Genomic DNA, 17,940 nt, shown 5'->3' with positions numbered 1-17,940 from the left:
GACCGGGCACAGACCGGCAGCAAAAAGGGGAGCCATGGCTCCCCTTCTGTCTATCCGTTATCCGCAAAGGATCAGGCGTCAGCCGCTTCCTCGTACTGACGGAACGGGATACGGAACACCGCCAGACGCAGGAACAGATAGGTTGCGCCGAGGCCAGCCCAGATCAGGCCCAGCTCCAGCGAGCTCTGCTCCAGGTTTATCCACAGAGCACCGATGGTGGCGGCGCCGAGCAGCGGCATCAACAGGTAGATGACGTGATCCTTGAGGGTCTTGTTGCGTTTCTCGCGTACCCAGAACTGACCGATCACCGACAGGTTGACGAAGCTGAAGGCCACCAGTGCGCCGAAGTTGACCAGCGCCAGTGCGGTATCCAGATCAAACGACACGGCGGAGAGGGCCAGACCACCCACCATCAGCACGTTGATAGCCGGAGTACGATATTTCGGGTGGATATAGCCAAACACCCGCTCCGGGATCATGCGATCACGCCCCATCACGTAGAGGATGCGCGACACACCGGCGTGAGCCGCCATGCCGGAGGCCAGTACCGCGACCGTGGTGCAGACCAGAACCACGGACTGGAAGAAGGTGCCGCCAACGTAGAGGGCGATCTCCGGCAGTACCGCATCCGGATGCTGGAAGCGGGAGAGGCTCGGGAAGTAGAGCTGCAGGCAGTAGGAGACCACCACGAAGATGATGCCGCCGATAAGGGCAGTCAGCACGATCGCCTTGGGGATCACCTTGCCGGCGTTCGGAGTCTCTTCGGAGAGGGAACTCAGACCGTCAAAGCCCAGGAACGAGAAGCAGAGGATGGTCGCACCGGTAAAGAGCGGTACCAGCTGTGCTGACTCGAAGTGGAACGGACGGCTGCTCATCAGGGTGCCAGCCCCTTCACCGTGGTAGATGCCCCACGCCATCAGGCCGATAAAGAGGGTGATGATGGCCAGCTGGATCACCACGATCAGACCGTTGAAGTTGGCTACCAGGTTGATGCCGCGCAGGTTCAGGAAGGTCATCACGGTCACCAGACCGAAGATGAACACCCAGGGCTCGACGCCCGGGAACATGGCGGTCAGGTAGATTTTGGCCAGCAGAATATTGATCATCGGCATGAACATGTAGTCGAGCAGGGATGACCAGCCGACCATGAAACCGACGTAGGGGTTGAACACCTTCTGGGCATAGGTATAGGCAGAGCCCGCAGAGGGGAACTTGCGTACCAGATGGCCGTAGCTGAAAGCGGTGAGCAGGATGCCACCCAGAGCCAGCAGATAGGCGGTGGCGACCCGGCCATCGGTGATGTCACCGACGATGGCGAAGGTGTCGAAGACAGCCATGGGGGTCAGATAGGCCAGACCCATCACAATCACTTGTGTCAGGGTAAGGGTCTTGAGCAGCTTGGCGTTTTGCGATGCCATTACGCTTTCTCCTCAATCAGTGCCGCAGCACGTGCTTGCAACGAGCGCAGGGATACGATGGATTCGCAAGCCTGTACATCAAGGGCGCCGGGGAGGCGCATACCGGGCTGTACCGGCAGGAAAGCATTAAAACGCCCCATTGTTATCCTCTCAACGTCGGGAGATTGTTTGGCAATCTCGAATATCACTTCCGGAAACGTTCCGGCCTCTTGTGGTGGGTTTGTACTGCACTTCAAAAATACAAAAACCGATGTCGCAGTGAACATCGGTCCTTTATTGGCGGCGTATTGTGCATTCGGTCAGCCCCCTTGACAAGCAAAAAAGGGCGGATTAACGCATTTTTTTGCATACGCACGGGGCAGGTAAGTGGTCACTCGCCCCCTGCAGCCGTCCCCGAGCCGCTCCCCCTTTTTCGGGGGGAAGAGAACCCTGTCATGGCGTATGAAAAATCGGCAAATCGGGGCTGCAGGGTGCATAGCGCCTCAACATTGATCCTGATCATATTTGCCGGCGTTCCCCCGGGATCGAGTCCTGCGAGCTTATCGGCTGGCGGGGGATGGGAGGGGGTGAAGTGGAAAAAGATCTATTGCATATCCATTCACATTAATGACTGAGGATGGAAGGCAACGCGGCTCGGGCCATGGCATTGCGAGCAGTCCGGCTGGGTAGTTATTTGAAATCAGTCACACTTCCTGCAGAAACCGCGTTTCTGGCAACCCGTGCTGCTGGCAACCAGAACACCGCAAAAACAATAAGGAGCCCGCAGGCTCCTTGTTCGCTATCGGGGGGAGGGGCGCCAGCGGTTACTGGGCGATCTCCACCTTGTCGGCGGTATGCAGCGGGATGCGGAACACGGTCAGGCGCAGGAACAGATAGATGGCCCCCAGCGCCGCCCAGATCAGCCCCAGCTCGAAGGAAGAGGGCTCGAGGTTGAGCCACAGTACCCCGATGCAGGCGGCGCCACAGAGCGGCAACAGCAGGTACATCAGGTGATCCTTGAGACACTTGTTGCGGCCCAGCTTCACATAGAAGTGGGCAATCACCGCCAGATTGACGAAGGTGAAGGCCACCAGGGCGCCGAAGTTAATCAGCGCCAGCGCCATCTCCAGATCCAGCGACACCGCAGAGAGGGCCAGCAGGCCGACCAGCAGCACGTTGAACGCCGGGGTTTGCCACTTCGGATGGATGTAGCCGAAGAAGCGGGCAGGCAGGGCGCGATCGCGACCCATCACGTAGAGCAGGCGCGATACACCGGCGTGGGAGGCGAGCCCCGAGGCCAGCACCGCTACTGTGGTGCAGACCAGCACCACCGCCTGGAACAGCTTGCCGCCGACATAGAGGGCGATCTCCGGCAGTACCGCATCCGGATGCTGGAAGCGGGAGATGTCCGGGAAGTAGAGCTGCAGGAAGTAGGAGGTGGTGACGAACAGCACACCGCCGATCAGCGCCGTCAACACGATGGCGCGGGGGATCACCCGATCCGCGTCCGGGGTCTCTTCCGACAGGGTACTGATGGCGTCAAAACCGAGGAACGACAGGCAGAGGATGGAGGCCCCCATCAGCAGCGGTGACACCTGGATCTGTTCGGAGAAGAAGGGACGGCTGCTGGTCACGGTCCCCAACCCTTCACCATTGTGAACGCCCCAGGCGATCAGGCCGATGAAGATGGCGATGATGCTGAACTGCATCACCACGATCAGGCTGTTGAAGTTGGCCACCAGCTTGATGCCGCGCAGGTTGAGGGCGGTCATCACCGCCGCCAGACCGAAGATATAGGTCCAGGGCTCCACGTTCGGGAAGAGGGCTTCCAGATAGATCTTGGCCAGCAGCATGTTGATCATCGGCATGAACATGTAGTCGAGCAGGGAGGTCCAGCCCACCATAAAGCCGACATAGGGGTGAAACACCTTCTGGGCATAGGTATAGGCGGAGCCGGCTGACGGGAACTTGCGCACCAGATGGCCGTAGCTCAGGGCGGTGAACAGCATGCCGATGAGGGCAAACAGGTAGGCGGTCGGCACATGGCCTTCGGTGATCTCGGTAACGATGCCGAAGGTGTCGAACACTGCCATGGGGGTGAGGTACGCCAGTCCCATAACCACGACCTGCCACAGTTTGAGGGTCTTTTTCAGACCAACCTGCTGGGCCGCCATTATGCATGTTCCTCATGCAGTGCCAGAGTGGCACGGTCCATCAACGAAACCGGGAGAGAGGCCCGGGAATCAAGGGCGCCAGGGCGGCGCACACCGGCCATGGCCGGTTGGAAAGCATTGAGATGCCCCATGTTGTTCCTCACTAGACTTGGTGTCGGGAGACTGCTGCCAATCTCGCTATCTTTTCCGGGGGTGATCCGGCCTCGTTTATGGGTGTGTTCACTGTCTAAAAAAGAACCGATGCCATTGTTTTACATCGGTTCTTTCAGTGGCGGCGCATTGTGCATTTGCAGGGCCCCCTTGACAAGAAAAAAAGGGGGCAAAATTGCATTTATTTGCACAGGTAAGTGGTCACTTTCCTGCTGGTCAGGCCAGCACGGCCTCCAGTGATTTTTCAAGGAGTTGCAACCCCTCGTCAATCACTGCCGCAGGGGCTGTCAGGGGGGCGAGAAAACGGATGACATTTGCGCGCACCCCGCATGAGAGCAGGACCAGACCCCGTTTGCCCGCCTCGGCCACCAGACGTTTGGTGAGGTCGGGATCGGGCTGGCTGGCATCACGCCGTTTCACCAGCTCCATGGCCACCATGGCACCGGGGCCGCGAATTTGACCTATGCAGTCAAAACGCTCGGCTATGCGTTCCAGCCCCGCCTTGATCTGCTCCCCCTGATCCAGCGCTTTCTGGTTGAGTTTCTCCTCGTCGATCACCTGCAAGACCGCCAGCGCAGCGGCGCAGGCGATGGGGGATCCCGCATAGGTGCCACCCAGGCCCCCCGGCTTGGCCGAGTTCATGATCTCCGCCTTGCCCACCACCGCCGAGAGAGGGAAGCCCCCCGCCAGACTCTTGGCCAACGTCATGATGTCCGGCTCGATGCCGGCATACTCGGTGGCGAAGGTTTTGCCGGTGCGGCAGAAACCGCTCTGGATCTCGTCGCAGATCAGCAGAATGCCGTGCTGGTCGCAGACGCTGCGCAGCTTCTGCATAAAGCTCGGGGAGGCGGGATAGAAGCCCCCTTCGCCCTGTACCGGCTCGATGATGATGGCGGCGACGCGATTCGGCTCGATATCGGCGCTGAAGCAGAGCTCGAGGGCGTGCAGGGCATCCTCTTCACTCACCCCCAGATAATCGGCGGGGAAGGGGATGTGGTAGACCTCGCCCGGGAAGGGGCCAAAGCCGGTCTTGTAGGGGACCACCTTGCCGGTGAGCGCCATCCCCATCATGGTGCGACCGTGAAAGCCCCCCTTGAAGGCGATGGTGCCGCTGCGCCCGGTGTGGGCGCGGGCAATCTTGATGGCGTTCTCGACCGCTTCGGCACCGGTGGAGAGAAACAGGGTGCGCTTTGGCGTCGGGCCGGGTACCAGGGCATTGAGCTTCTCGGCAAGCTCGATATAGCCGGGGTAGGGGGTGACCTGAAAGCAGGTATGGCTGAATTTTTCCAGCTGTTCACGCACCGCCACCACCACTTTGGGGTGGTTGTGACCGGTGTTGAGCACGGCGATGCCGGAGGCAAAGTCGATGTAGCGGTTGCCCTCCACATCCCACAGCTCGGCATTTTGCGCCCGGTCGATAAAGACCGGCAGCAGGGTACCGACGCCGTTGACCACGGCCGCTTCGCGGCGCGCTTGCCACGCCTTGTTTGATTCTGACTGACTCATCTTTCCTCCCTGAGGGGCCGCAGCCCCCGATATTCCCTGAAAATGTGGCAGGCGTTTTGGCGCCCATCACCGCCGATCAGCCCATCGGGCCAGATCGGCGGCGCCTTGTCTCTCTGTTGCAGCCCTAGCGAATGGCGCCAAAGCAGAGGTATTTGGTCTCGAGATACTCCTCCAGCCCCTCGGCGGCCCCTTCCCGGCCCAGACCCGACTCCTTGATGCCGCCAAAGGGGGCCAGCTCGGTTGAGATGATCCCCTCGTTGATGCCGACCATGCCGTACTCCAGCTGCTCGGCGACGCGCCACACCCGGGCGATATCGCGGCCATAGAAGTAGGCGGCCAGGCCATAAGGGGTGTCGTTAGCAATGGCGATGGCCTCGGCTTCCGTCTCGAAGCGTACCAGCGGAGCCACCGGGCCGAAGATCTCCTCCTGCAGGATGGGGTTGGTTTTATCCACCTTGCCCAAAATGGTGGGTTGGTAGAAGAGGGGGCCGGCGGGGTGAGCTTCGCCCCCCAGCAGCACTTCGGCACCGGCGGAGACCGATTGCTGCACCAGCTCGGCCACCTTGCTGGCGGCGGCGGGGTTGATGAGCGGGCCGATCTGGGTGCCCTCCGCCATGCCATCCCCCACCTTGAAGGCCTTGACGGCGGCAGTCAGCTTCTCGGCGAAGGCGTCATAGACGCTGGCCTGCACCAGAATCCGGTTGGCGCAGACGCAGGTCTGCCCGGCGTTGCGGTATTTGGAGGCGAGCGCCCCGGCCACGGCTGCGTCGAGGTCGGCGTCGTCAAAGACGATAAAGGGGGCGTTGCCACCCAGCTCCAGTGACAGCTTCTTCATGGTGTCGGCGCACTGGCGCATCAGCAGCTTGCCGTGCGGGTGGAGCCGGTGAAGGAGAGCTTGCGCACCACCGGATTGCTGCACAGCTCGTTGCCCACCGCGCTCGCCTGATGGCTGGTGACGATATTGATGACACCGGCGGGGATGCCTGCCTGCTCGGCAAGCAGCGCCAGCGCCAGCGCGCAGAGCGGGGTTTCGGCGGCAGGTTTGATGACGATAGTGCAACCGGCGGCCAGCGCCGGGCCCGCTTTGCGGGTGATCATGGCAATGGGGAAGTTCCACGGAGTGATGGCGGCGACCACGCCCACCGGCTGCTTGATGGTGGCCAACCGGCGATCGCCGCTAAAGCCCGGGATGGTGCGGCCATAGGCGCGCTTGCCCTCTTCGGCGAACCACTGGATAAAGCTGGCGCCATAGGCCACCTCGCCCTTGGCTTCCGCCAGCGGCTTGCCCTGCTCGCAGGTCATGATACGTGCCAGCTCGTCGCTGTGGGCTGTGATGGCGGCAAACCAGGCGTAGAGCTTGTTGCTGCGCTCCTTGGCAGTCAGCGCAGCCCAGGCGGGTTGCGCCGCGTGGGCGGCCGCGATGGCGCGGCGGGTATCCTCGGCATCCATGTCGGGCACCTGGGTAATGACGGCCCCGCTGGCGGGGTTGGTGACCTCGAAGGTGCGGCCGCTGGCGGCCTCGCACCACTGTCCATCTATATAGGCGCGGGATGTGATCAAGCTGGAGTGGGATGTTGTTCCTGACATGAGAAGCCTCGAGTGTGGGTCAGAGCAGCTGGTTGCCGGAGTGAGCCGACCCTTCCTGCGCCGCTGCCGTATAAAATAATAAGCACAGGAAGACCATAATTTGAGCTGAAATGTTTTTCAAGTGTTAAATATATTTGAATTGCTGGGGGGCGCCATGCTAGAAAATGGGCTGTGTAGCGCGCTTTCTCCGGTTCGCTGGCAGGCTGCAAGTGGGCGGACGACCGGGGGATGGTAAATCAGGTGTGCAAAATAATGAACGGTTGTGCTGTGTAACATAGTGAACGGCAAGGGAAAGCTGGTTGGCTATTTTAACCAGCAGGGTAAACAGGCTGCGCCTGATCCGATGCGATCACGCGCAAGCAGGAGAGGCTGATGATGCAAGGATGCAGATATGGCGCAGCAGGGGGCTTGTCATGAGCGGGCCACAGAGCCGGGAGGGCGTGGCTCGACCGTTGAGTGTGGCTGACGCCGGGGCGCGCACCATGGGGGAACGGCTGGCGGCGGTACGCCATCAGCTGGGGCTCTCCCAGCGGCGGGCGGCCGAGTTGAGCGGCCTGACTCATGGCGCCATCTGCATGATCGAGCAGGACAAGGTGAGCCCCTCGGTCGCCTCCCTGCAAAAGCTGCTCACCATCTACGGCCTGCCGCTGTCGCGCTTCTTCGCCGAGGAGGAGAGCCGCACTCCAGAAGTTGTGATCAAGGCTGATCAGCTGATCGAGCTGGGCAGTCAGGGGGTCTCCCTCAAGCTGGTGCACAACGGCAACAACCGCCGCCAGCTCGGCTTTATGCTGGAGACCTATCCCCCCGGCACCGACACCGGAGGTCAGGTGACCCATCAGGGGGAAGAGGTCGGCACCGTGCTGGAGGGGTCGGTGATCCTGACGGTGGCGGGCCAGAGTTATCAGCTGGAGGCGGGCGACAGCTATGTGATCGACACCGGCGAGCCCCACAGCTTCAGCAATCCGTCGGGGCAGACCTGTCGCATCGTCAGCGCCCACACCCCGGCGAGCTTTTAATCCTGACAGTAGTTTGGCAACCGAACCGGTAAGGAAACAGGGATCATGACCGAACATGTAAACAGTTACTACGCAGCCAGCGCGAATAAACACGCGCCCTATCCGACCCTGACCGAGCAGCTGGAGTGCGATGTCTGCGTCATCGGGGCGGGCTATACCGGCCTCTCCAGCGCCCTGCATCTGGTAGAGAAGGGCTACAAGGTGGTGGTGCTGGAGGCTGCCCGGGTCGGCTTTGGCGCCAGCGGCCGCAACGGCGGCCAGATCGTCAACTCCTACAGCCGCGACATCGACACCATAGAAGCGAACTGCCCGCCGGATCAGGCCAGGCTGCTCGGTTCCATGTTGTTTGAGGGGGGCCAGATCATCCGCGAGCGGATCAAGCGCTACAACATCCAGTGCGATCTGCAGGAGGGCGGTGTCTTTGCCGCCGAGACCGAGAAGCAGCTGCACGAGCTCAAGGCGCAGAAGGCGCGCTGGGAGAAGTGGGGCAATGAGCAGCTGGAGCTGCTCGATGCCAAGGGGGTGCGCGAGGTGGTCGCGAGCGATCGCTACGTCGGGGCCCTGCTCGACAAGAGCGGCGGCCATATCCACCCCCTCAACCTGGCGTTGGGGGAGGCGGAAGCGATCCGCATCCAGGGTGGGCAGATCTTCGAACAATCCGCCGTCACCAGCATTACCCCGGGTCAACCAGCACTGGTCAAGACCGCCAAGGGGGCGGTGAAGGCACGCTTTGTGGTGGTGGCGGGCAATGCCTACCTCGGCAATCTGGTGCCGGAACTGGCCAGCAAGAGCATGCCCTGCGGCACCCAGGTGATCGCCACCGAAGTGCTGGGGGAGGAGCGAGCCCGTTCACTCTTGCCGCAAAACTACTGTCTGGAGGATTGCAACTACCTGCTCGACTACTACCGTACCTCCGGCGATCACCGGCTGCTCTATGGCGGCGGTGTGGTCTATGGCGCGCGGGATCCGGCGGATATCGAGCGGCTGATCATCCCCAAGATGCTCAAGACTTTCCCGCAACTGGCTGACGTCAAGGTGGAGTACACCTGGACCGGCAACTTCCTGCTCACCCTGTCGCGCCTGCCACAGTTTGGTCGCATTGGCTCCAACATCTATTACATGCAGGGCTACAGCGGCCACGGCGTCACCTGCACCCATCTGGCGGGCAAGCTGCTCTCCGAGGTGCTGAGCGGTCAGGCGGAGCGCTTCGATGCATTCGCCAAACTGCCGCACTACCCCTTCCCGGGTGGCCGCCTGTTCCGCATCCCCTTCACCGCTGCGGGCGCCGCCTGGTACACCCTGCGCGACCGCTTGGGGGTATAAGAGCTGCCCAGCGAGAAATGTGGGCTGGTGGTTGCCGCTTAGATAACGCTGACGCCAGCACCTATATCGGAAACAACAAGGCCACCGCGAGGGTGGCCTTGTTTATCATGCAGCAGCGCGCTGATTAGCTGTAGAAGGCTTCAACGGTGCCTTTGAGCTTGATCAGGATGGGCTGACCACGGCGATCCAGCGCTTTGGGGGAGGGGATCTTTACCCAACCTTCGCTGATGCAGTACTCCTCGACATCGGTGCGCTCTTTGCCGTTCAGGCGAATACCGATCGGGTGCTCGAAGCAGGCGGCCACATAGTGAGGGCTGCGGGGATTGCAGGATAGGTGATCCGGCAGAGCCGGTTTGGTGTTGGTATCGCTCATCGATATAACCCGAAATGAATAAAAAGTGGGTCATTGTAGAGAATGCCGCCATGGCATTCAAGGCGGCCACAAAACAGGCAAAGTGTGCTCGCCATCGCTATGGGCGACCCGCTTATCCTTGTTGCCAATGCATCACCAGCTCGGGGTGGCCGCTATGCTCGCACAACTGCTGCTCACCCTCTTTGAAACCGTTGCGGGAATAGAAGCGCCGCGCCTGCTCATTTTCGGCGTAGACCGTCAACTCGAGTCGATCATATTGGGCTTTGAGGTGTTCGAGCAGTTGGCGACCCAACCCGTGTGATTGGTGATCTGGGGAGGTAAACAGGGCGGCGACAGACCCCTGATACCAGGAGATAAAGCCCAGTAGCTGTCCATCCTCCTCATAACCCCAGCTCTTGCTGGCGGGCAGATAAATGTCCCGCATCGCTGCCCGTTGCTCATGCCAAAAGGCGGTGGGAATAAAGTCGTGGGCTTGCACCGATGCCTGATACCAGAGCTCGACGGCGGCATCCAGATCGGTGGCGGATAATGGACGGATCATCGTGGCCTCAATTACAAAGTGTGGAAATAACGCAATGACGTAGGCTCGATAAGCGCAGTGTAATCGGGCATTCGTGGTCGCGAGGAGGGGGAGAGTTCTGCACCACTCCCGGTTCGCCACCTTGGCCAAAATGGCAAGGCTGTGATTTATGCAATCCCTGTTACCGTATAGTGTCGCTCGACATTGACGGTTATTTCCCCCCAGCGGGAGGATTTGACTCTGGCTTGGTGCGCTTGAAAAGCCGCCTCATCAACAAACTCTTCATAGACATCGAATCGGCAGGGATTGAGAGGGTCTTGAGTCACCTTAAAGATCAGGCAGCCGGTTTCAGCTCTGGTCAATTGTATATGTCGCTTAAGCTCGAATGTAACAAACGATAAATCAATGAAGGGCACTATAATAAATCCTTTCAAAATAACTTTTCTCATATCGCTCCTTTAATGCAAGTAGCTTGAAAATACAAATTCATTGTTAATTACGAGCAATTAAAGTTGGCTTTATTACTGACTTGTAATTCAGCAATAGGCATTGCTCTTCGATACAGTGCTAGTAGCATTTTCAATTGAACTAGCTCATCGCCTTTCGATAGTTTTTGTAATGCATTTATTTGTTGTGGTGATAAATTGAATTTTTCATGTAGTTCTAAGATAGAATCTTTAACAAACGAGATTTCTTCTCTTAATTGTTTGGCTTCTAAGTCCTTTATTTTTAGCTGAGTGAGCTTTCTTTTTTGATATTGTGAGTAAATTAAGTGATATGTGCCTGCGATGCTAGTAATCGCGCTCGCAAGTGCAGTGACAATGATCCCAATATCCTTTGCCACTTCAACCAGTAATGTGAGTTCAATAACTCCAGGAGATGCATATTGAATTCTTCTAACAACAGGTTGATCTTCTGGATGTACAAATTTACCTATAATACTAAAAAAACCGACAACGCTGCCCCCACCTAGCCAAGGCATTCGTTCAAATTCTAGACCTGAAAATCTACCTTCATCAATAGCTCTTAACGCATGAAAAAAACCATAAAGTTGTTGATACTCTTTTGTTAAAATAGAGAAATCCTCTAGTTTTCATCGTTCATCTAATATTATTTTAGACTGGCCTTTATTCATACTTGTAAGCCTCCGCTTGGATTGATATTTTAGGTGTTTAAACTATTGGTATTTTAATTGATTTAAATTTTACATCTGTGCATAAATAATAAAAATTAGTTAATATGAAAAGTAATATGATTTATGCAAACGTAACATGTTTAAACGCTACCGCCCCCAAGTTACAGCCCCCGGTGTGCTGCTTTTAACCCATCTTCTGTGGATAACACCCTTATGAAAACGAATGCTCATTGTGTGGCTCCGGAAGCGGTGTTGTATCGCACCACCATGATACCGATTGAAGCCGGTGGTGGAAGGGCTGAGGGGCGATAATCAGTGCCGGATCAATAAATTAAAACAACTTGGGTGGCAAAAACCACAAGGCCCCCGAGGTCGGGGGCCTTGTGATAGGGCCATTACTGGCGAGGTTGAGCAGGGCAATGCCGATCAGGGCAGGTCTAGCGTAAAGCGGGCGCCGCCGAGGGGGGATTCATCGACCCGGATCTGGCCGCCATAGCTGTGGACGATTTCAGTCACCACCGCCAGACCTATACCCTGACCGGGTGAACTGTCTGCCCGCACGCCGCGTTGGAAGATCTGCTCCGATTTGGCCGGGTCGATACCCGGGCCATCATCTTCCACTTCGATACGCAGCCGCTCGAGATGGCGGCGCACCGTCACCTTCACTTCGCTGATGGCAAACTTGCAGGCGTTGTCGAGCAGGTTGCCCATCAGCTCCATCAGGTCGCCCTGTTCGCCGTGGAAGAGGGCGTCATCATCGAACTTGAAGTGGGTTTGCAGCTTCTTGTGGCGATAGACCTTGGTCAGGCTGGCCAGCAGTTTTTCAATCAGCGGCACCGGCTCGGTACCCTTGCTGGCAAGGCGCTGGCGGCCGGTCACGGCTCGTCTGAGCTGATACTGGATCATCTGATCCATGGTGAGGATCTGCTCGTTGATGTTGTCGTGGATCTCCCGCCCCAGCTTCACTTCGCGGGTGGTGATCTGGATCAGCGCCAGCCGGGTTTTCAGGCTGTGGGCGAGATCGTTGAGGGCGTGCTGGTAGCGCTGGGTCTGCTGGCGTTCGTTTTCCAGCAGTTGGTTGATGGAGTCGGTCAGCGGGGCTAGCTCCCGCTCAAAATCGCTTGAGAGGTCATCGCGCTTGCCGGCCCGGATATCGTCGATCTGACGGGCGATGGTGCGCAGGGAGCTGAGGCTCCAGAAGGTGGTGAGCAGCAGCAGCCCGGCCAGCAGCATATAGGCGAGCAGCGCCTGTTTGGCGGTCTGGTAGAGGTAGGTGCGGGACTCTTCGTGATAGCGTTTGGCCGAGTCGATCATCACCACGTAGTAGGCGGTGGTGCCGCTGCCGGGATTGCGGATAAACCGCAGGCTGTAGACGAAGTAGCTCTCGCCGTTCTTGATGGTGTGCTTCTTGAAGAAGTAGTCGAGATCCATCCCCCCCAGATACTTCATCAGATCGCCGCAAATGGTCTGTTTGGCCTTGATCACCTCCGGCATATGGAGGCTCGACCAGACCAGATCGCCATCGGCGCGGCAGATCAGGGTATCGAGGTTGCGATCCCCCGCACCACGGGATATCCGCCCCAGCTCGACGTTCGACCCCTTGTCATCCGGCTCGGTGGAGGAGAACAGCTTGGCCAGGTTCTCCTGCATCCGGGCGCTGGCCTTCTGGGTCTGCTCTTCGACGTGGCCAAGATAGAGGGCGTAGACGGCAAACCCCATGATCAGCGCGATGACCAGCAGCGAGCTGAGCAGCAGTTTGATGTGCAGTGAGCTGCGGATCATCTTGATGGGGCGCGGCAGATGAAACTGCATCAGTTACAGGAGAGGTTGAAGATATAACCCTGACGCCGGATGGTGGAGATGGGTTGAATCGTCCCCTCCGGATCCAGCTTCTTGCGCAGGCGGCTCACCATCACCTCGATGGTGTTGGGGTCCCCTTCGCCGTCGCCGTAGAGCTGGTCGAGCAGTTGCTGCTTGGAGACCACCTGACGGGCGTTGCGCATCAGGTACTCCAGAATGAGGTATTCAAAGCTGGTGAGCACCGCCACTTCACCGGCGATGGTCAGCTCCTTGCGGGAGAGATCCAGCTCGTAATCACCGGCTTTCACCTTGGGCGAGATAAAACCGGCGCTACGGCGCACCAGCGCATTGAGTCGGGCCAGCAGCTCATCTTTCTGGAACGGTTTGACCAGATAGTCATCAGCACCTGCTTCCAGTCCTTCGACCTTGTCCTGCCAGTTGCCACGGGCGGTCAGCACAATGATGGGGAAGGGGATCTGCCGTTCACGCAGTTGCCGGATCAGTTGCAGGCCGTCCATATCGGGCAGACCGAGGTCGATGATGGCCACATCAATGGGATAGTCGGCGGCGTAGTGCAGTGCAATCCCGGCCTGGTCGGTGCTGTAGACCTGATTGTCGGCTTCGGTCAGCAGAGAGGAGAGGTGGTGATTGAGCAGCTTGTCGTCTTCGACCAACAGAATTTTCATGATGTGAGCGGTCATAGGGATCCAGGCTGTCAATTAGAAAGTGTATGTCGCTTCGAGTCAATTCGAATCCTAATGCATCCCGGCTGTATCGGGACTGAATCAGCGGGACTTCAGAGTTCGCGCCAACTGGTCGTTTAACCATGGTCCGGGTTGTCGATGGCATGCTGGTCGGCAGCCATGTTGCGAAAGGTTTGATGTGATGAGAGAGATGGCCGGGAGGCTGCTGGCGCGACTGCAACAGCGTGAGCGCAGCGACCTCCTCTATATTGTTTGGCTCTGCTGGGGGGCAGCCTTGCTGCTCTACGTGCTGGGGTCGCCCTGTTTTCTGTGGCCAGTGGCGCCGATGCCGCTGGTTCTGCTTGTGTGGTTGGTGGAGAGAGTACGGATGTTTGGAAGAAACAAAGGTGGTACGGCTACTGGGTCGGCCGGCGCCACTGTGATTGCAGCCGGTGCCCGCTTCAAGGGCGAGTTGCAGGTGGAGGGGGATCTGGAGGTGCGCGGTCAGATCAATGGCACCATCCAGCTTATCGGTGGTGTGCTGCGCATCATGCAGGGCGGTAGCGTTGAGGGAGAGGTGAGTGCGCCCCACGTTATCATCAATGGTCTGCTGGAAGGCACCTGTACCTCCGCCGAGGTGGAGATCCTGGAGAGCGGCAAGATGCAGGGGATCTTCAAGGGGGGCAGTCTCTCCATCTGCAAAGGCGGCAACTTTGTTGGCCAGTCCCAGCCCACCGTGGCCGGCAAGGCCGATCCCGTGTTGCAAGCCTTGTCTGAAAACAGTGCGTCCGGGAGCAAGCAGCCGGAGAGCAAGAACAATGTGAAAAAGCTGCCGCACGAGCCGAAAGGCAAGCCTACCGAGGAGCTGGCCAAGCAGGCGTGATGCCGTTTGCCAGCAGTGCAGATGACGGTTGTTCAGGAAAACAGAGAGGGGGCCACGATGGCCCCCTCTGCATTTCCCCGTTACCCGTTAGCTGCGGCGCGGCGGCAGCATATTGGTGAGGGTGTTGTCTTTGAGAATATGGTGATGATAGAGGGCGGCCAGCGTGTGCAGGCCGATCAGGGCGTAACCGATATTGCCCAGCGTCTCGTGCACCTCCTTGATCAGCCCTTTGAGGTCTGGACTGGGGGAGAGCAGGGCAGGCAGCTCAAGCCCGAAGAAGGGGATGGGCTTGCCCGCGGCGCTCAGCAGCAGCCAGCCAAACAGCGGGGTGAGAATCAGAAAACCGTAGAGGGCGAGGTGGGCCAGTTTTGCCAGCTTGTGCATGATCGGGGAGAGCTCGGGCACGATGCGGGGCGTCGGGCTCATCCAGCGCAGCGCCAGTCTGACAAACACCAGGGCGAAGATAAGCAGCCCCAGCATAAAGTGCCACTCCTTCATCAAATCACGGCCAGGGTCCCCTTTGGGGAAAATATCGCGAAATTCGATCAGGGCGTAGACGGCGATCATGGCCCACAGGGTCAGCCAGTGCAGCCCGATATTCAGGGTGCCATAACGTTGTTCACTGTTCATCAGCATAGGTTTGTTCCTTCGAAGTGCTGTCACATCCGTGTGGCATCCCCGCACTCAAGCGTGTCGGGGCGAGGCCAGATCCTTTGGCGGCAACAGCAGAGCTACCATGCTTGCCATACATCGATAGCCTGCTGCTGGCATCAGTCAGAGAGGAGATGCCCTCTGCTGTCTGCATGGTATCACTGGCAACCGGGTGGATAGTCTGATCAATGCCACACAATTTACAGGCTGATTAAGCCCCTTGTGACGTGAAGAAGGCGTGAAATAGCATCAGCGATGTCGGCCCGCCCAGGTTCAGGCGGGCTCGATGGCCAGCACCACGCAATCCGGCTCGCTGATGCGAAAACGGACGTTGCAGTCAAACAGCCGCACCCCGTACTCCTTCTCATCGGGCTTGCCTTTCTTGTAGGCGGGGCGAGGATCTTGTGCCAGCACTTCGCTTACCAGCTGGCGCAGCTCGGGATGAGCCTTGAGCCAGGGTTGCAACTGCTGTTCTGCCTCGGCACTGAAGCTCACCGCCAGCGGCGGGGTGGGCGCGTCGGGGGCAAAGCCACCACGGGCATCAGGCAGGCTGTCGGCATAGGGAATATAAGGCTTGATATCGACGATGGGGGTGCCATCGAGCAGATCCACCGCCCCCAGCTCCAGCCACAGCTTGCCCCGTTCGCGGCCGACCCCGTGCAGCTCGACCACCGAGAGACCTAGCGGATTGGGGCGGAAGGTGGAGCGAGTGGCAAAGACGCCGACCCGCTCGTTGCCGCCAAGGCGCGGCGGGCGCACCGTCGGGTGCCAGCCCTGCGCCATGGTCTGGTGAAAGACGAAGCTGAGCCACAGATGGGAGAACTGCTCGATGCCGCGCAGCACATCCGGCTGATCGTAAGGGGGGAGCAGCTCGAGGCGGGCGCGGGCCGATTTGACCAGTCCGGGCTGGCGGGGGATGGCGAACTTCTCCTTGTAGGGAGATCGGATGATCCCGAGGGTGTCGATTTCGAACTTCATGGCGGATCCTGACTGAAAACCCCGGCAATTTAGCACAGGCGGCCCCAAAACGCAGGTTTGGCCTTATTACGCCCATTTCTGCGGCGCTGCCGTGATCCCTGTCCCATCCCGGCCAGTCGGGGGCTGTGCCATACAGTCAAGTTGCGTAGGGTGGAGGCAACTGGCGTGTCAGGATGAAATATGCGCACTCGCGCTTAAGGGGGAGGGAGAGGGATGAAACTGCTGATTATCGGTGGCACCGGCTTTTTGGGGCGCCACCTCACCGCGCTGGCACTGGATTGGGGCCATGAAGTGACCCTGTTCAATCGCGGCCTGCACCAGCATCCGGACTGGCGCGAACTGGTGCAGCTCACCGGCGACAGGGACAAGAGCCTGAGCGCCCTGCAAGGGGCCGGGTTGCAGTGGGATCTGGTCATCGATACCTGCTGCTATCGCCCCGAGCAGGCGGCGAGCCTCTCGGCAGCTTTGCTCGGGCGCTGCGCGCGGTTGATCTTTATCTCCACCATCAGCGTCTATCGCGATTTCTCAATGCCCGGGATGAATGAGTCGGCGCCGCTGCATGCTATCCCCGAAGGGGAAATGCCCACTGACTATGGCCCGCTCAAGGTGTTGTGCGAGCAGGAGTATCGCGCCCGCTGGGGTGAGCGGCTTTGCATCCTGCGCCCGGGCGTGTTGTGCGGCCCCCATGATCCCACCGGTCGCATGGCCTGGTGGATTAAGCGGGTGCAGCAGGGCGGGCCCTGGTTGCTGCCGGGCAGTGGTGAGGATCGCTTGCAGTATCTCGATGTGCGCGACTGCGCCGAGTTTGTGTTGCGGGCCGCCGAGCAGCAGTTGGAGGGCATATTCAACCTGCTCAAACCCGGTATTACCTTGAGTGACTGGCTGGAGCGGTTGAGCGCCCGGTTGCAGCCCGCCCGCCCCATACAGCCCGAGTGGCTGCCCTGGTCCACCCTGATGGCAGCCGGAATCGAGCCCTGGCAGAGCTATCCCACCCTGCTGCCCTGCGCGCAGGCGGAGTTTGCCGGTTACGGCTCTATAAGCGCCGAGGCGGCCATCGTGAAGGGATTGAACTTCCGGCCGCTGGAGGAGACCGCCGCCGACCTTGCCAATTGGCTGGCCATCGAGCCTGCCGCCGGGGTAGCGGCGAATGCCATGACTGAGGCACAGGAGACCTCGCTACGGCAGCAGTTGCTGGAGCCCAGTCTGCAATAGGAGAGGGAGCATCGAGCCGCCGCTGCCGAGCGTGGCGCGGCAGGTGTGAATACAACGAGAGAGGGCATCCCGCGGGATGCCCTCTCTGTCTATCCAATGTCTGATGGTTGCCGAATACAGGCTGACGCGATTCCTCATCGTATCGCTGTCGCTCACCGAGTTAGCGGATGGCGGCCCCCGCGGCTACCAGCAGCTCTTTCAAAATGGTGCGATGGCAGCGGGACTCCTGCTCGCAGTAACAGCCCACCGATAGGTTAGTGGTGTGGGAGAGGGCGGCCAGCAGCGCCAGATCGTGCCTGGCGGCAGGTTGCGCCATCTCGGCCTTGTACTGTTTGCCAAACGCTGCCCACTGGGCGGGTGTCTCGGCTGTCTGCCCCAGCTTCATGGTCTCGCTGCTGGGGGCTAGGTTGGGAAACCAGACATCGTACCAATGCTGGCTGGCAAATTCGCTCTTGGGTACGCCGCGGGGCGGGCGGCGCACCGTGCCGATCCGCAGCCCTTCATCGGGCAGGCGCGGGCTGCCAAGGCGAACGATAGCAAGGGCCATGACAG

General features: G+C 59.4%; 17 protein-coding genes and 1 pseudogene. 4 read left to right on the top strand and 14 right to left on the bottom strand.

Annotation, left to right across the window (positions count from 1 at the left end; genetic code table 11):
• Positions 1-71: 71 nt before the first annotated feature.
• The 5 genes and pseudogenes from ACTG2T_RS03195 to ACTG2T_RS03175 form a co-directional block, all read right to left on the bottom strand.
• Positions 72-1,418, bottom strand: coding sequence for an APC family permease (locus ACTG2T_RS03195; RefSeq protein WP_005350109.1), 1,347 nt, complete (start codon positions 1,416-1,418; stop codon positions 72-74).
• Positions 1,418-1,558 carry a hypothetical protein gene (locus ACTG2T_RS03190; RefSeq protein WP_005338239.1) on the bottom strand — a complete coding sequence of 47 codons (141 nt, stop codon included), beginning with the start codon at positions 1,556-1,558 and terminating at the stop codon, positions 1,418-1,420. Before ACTG2T_RS03190 ends, ACTG2T_RS03195 begins: the two co-directional genes overlap by 1 nt.
• A gap of 663 nt (positions 1,559-2,221) precedes the next feature.
• The gene (locus tag ACTG2T_RS03185) at positions 2,222-3,571 is read right to left on the bottom strand and encodes an APC family permease (protein WP_047440595.1); all 1,350 of its coding nucleotides are present in this window, start codon (positions 3,569-3,571) and stop codon (positions 2,222-2,224) included.
• A gap of 366 nt (positions 3,572-3,937) precedes the next feature.
• The gene (gene gabT / locus ACTG2T_RS03180) at positions 3,938-5,227 is read right to left on the bottom strand and encodes a 4-aminobutyrate--2-oxoglutarate transaminase (RefSeq protein ID WP_330124137.1); all 1,290 of its coding nucleotides are present in this window, start codon (positions 5,225-5,227) and stop codon (positions 3,938-3,940) included.
• A 124-nt stretch (positions 5,228-5,351) separates the two neighbouring features.
• Positions 5,352-6,814, bottom strand: a pseudogene (locus ACTG2T_RS03175) (NAD-dependent succinate-semialdehyde dehydrogenase).
• A gap of 413 nt (positions 6,815-7,227) precedes the next feature.
• Here ACTG2T_RS03175 and puuR point away from each other — a divergent pair.
• On the top strand, positions 7,228-7,830 hold the full coding sequence (puuR, locus tag ACTG2T_RS03170; RefSeq protein ID WP_110302739.1) for an HTH-type transcriptional regulator PuuR: 603 nt from the start codon (positions 7,228-7,230) through the stop codon (positions 7,828-7,830).
• A 45-nt stretch (positions 7,831-7,875) separates the two neighbouring features.
• Positions 7,876-9,153: an NAD(P)/FAD-dependent oxidoreductase gene (locus ACTG2T_RS03165; protein ID WP_330124139.1), complete on the top strand. Its 1,278-nt coding sequence runs from the start codon at positions 7,876-7,878 to the stop codon at positions 9,151-9,153.
• 124 nt (positions 9,154-9,277) lie between these two features.
• Here ACTG2T_RS03165 and ACTG2T_RS03160 read toward each other — a convergent pair whose 3' ends face one another.
• The 6 genes from ACTG2T_RS03160 to ACTG2T_RS03135 all read right to left on the bottom strand — a co-directional run bounded on the left by ACTG2T_RS03160 (position 9,278) and on the right by ACTG2T_RS03135 (position 13,667).
• Positions 9,278-9,526: a DUF3297 family protein gene (locus tag ACTG2T_RS03160; RefSeq protein ID WP_204419334.1), complete on the bottom strand. Its 249-nt coding sequence runs from the start codon at positions 9,524-9,526 to the stop codon at positions 9,278-9,280.
• Between the two features lie 112 nt (positions 9,527-9,638).
• Entirely contained in the window at positions 9,639-10,067 is a 429-nt protein-coding gene (locus ACTG2T_RS03155) for an N-acetyltransferase (RefSeq protein ID WP_330124140.1), read from the bottom strand.
• 146 nt (positions 10,068-10,213) lie between these two features.
• Entirely contained in the window at positions 10,214-10,495 is a 282-nt protein-coding gene (locus ACTG2T_RS03150; RefSeq protein WP_150390459.1) for a putative quinol monooxygenase, read from the bottom strand.
• A 47-nt stretch (positions 10,496-10,542) separates the two neighbouring features.
• A complete protein-coding gene (locus ACTG2T_RS03145) occupies positions 10,543-11,028 on the bottom strand; it encodes a hypothetical protein (protein ID WP_330124141.1) in 486 nt (161 codons plus the stop codon).
• A gap of 579 nt (positions 11,029-11,607) precedes the next feature.
• Entirely contained in the window at positions 11,608-12,993 is a 1,386-nt protein-coding gene (locus tag ACTG2T_RS03140; RefSeq protein ID WP_005338217.1) for an ATP-binding protein, read from the bottom strand.
• Entirely contained in the window at positions 12,993-13,667 is a 675-nt protein-coding gene (locus tag ACTG2T_RS03135) for a response regulator transcription factor (RefSeq protein WP_040066247.1), read from the bottom strand. The genes ACTG2T_RS03140 and ACTG2T_RS03135 overlap by 1 nt, the downstream gene beginning before the upstream one ends.
• A 199-nt stretch (positions 13,668-13,866) precedes the next feature.
• On the opposite strand from ACTG2T_RS03135, the gene ACTG2T_RS03130 reads away from it, so the two are divergent.
• Positions 13,867-14,547 (top strand): bactofilin family protein, encoded by a 681-nt coding sequence (locus ACTG2T_RS03130; protein WP_201944526.1) that lies wholly within the window; start codon positions 13,867-13,869, stop codon positions 14,545-14,547.
• A gap of 87 nt (positions 14,548-14,634) precedes the next feature.
• Here the strand turns inward: ACTG2T_RS03130 and ACTG2T_RS03125 are convergent, their stop codons facing one another.
• Together ACTG2T_RS03125 and tsaA are read right to left on the bottom strand one after the other, a co-directional pair.
• Entirely contained in the window at positions 14,635-15,183 is a 549-nt protein-coding gene (locus tag ACTG2T_RS03125; RefSeq protein WP_042052684.1) for a cytochrome b, read from the bottom strand.
• 288 nt (positions 15,184-15,471) lie between these two features.
• Positions 15,472-16,176 (bottom strand): tRNA (N6-threonylcarbamoyladenosine(37)-N6)-methyltransferase TrmO, encoded by a 705-nt coding sequence (gene tsaA / locus ACTG2T_RS03120; RefSeq protein WP_042081000.1) that lies wholly within the window; start codon positions 16,174-16,176, stop codon positions 15,472-15,474.
• A 213-nt stretch (positions 16,177-16,389) separates the two neighbouring features.
• Here tsaA and ACTG2T_RS03115 point away from each other — a divergent pair, with 213 nt between their 5' ends.
• Positions 16,390-17,388: an NAD-dependent epimerase/dehydratase family protein gene (locus ACTG2T_RS03115; protein WP_330124142.1), complete on the top strand. Its 999-nt coding sequence runs from the start codon at positions 16,390-16,392 to the stop codon at positions 17,386-17,388.
• Between the two features lie 160 nt (positions 17,389-17,548).
• On the opposite strand, the gene ACTG2T_RS03110 is transcribed toward ACTG2T_RS03115, so the two are convergent.
• A complete protein-coding gene (locus ACTG2T_RS03110) occupies positions 17,549-17,935 on the bottom strand; it encodes a DUF488 domain-containing protein (protein ID WP_236382575.1) in 387 nt (128 codons plus the stop codon).
• Positions 17,936-17,940 lie beyond the last annotated feature (5 nt).

It is taken from the genome of Aeromonas sp. 75A (genome assembly GCF_051919425.1).
GTDB classification, from domain to species: domain Bacteria; phylum Pseudomonadota; class Gammaproteobacteria; order Enterobacterales; family Aeromonadaceae; genus Aeromonas; species Aeromonas veronii.
Note: the sequence above shows the minus strand (reverse complement) of the source record. Positions and strands in the feature narration are given on the sequence as shown.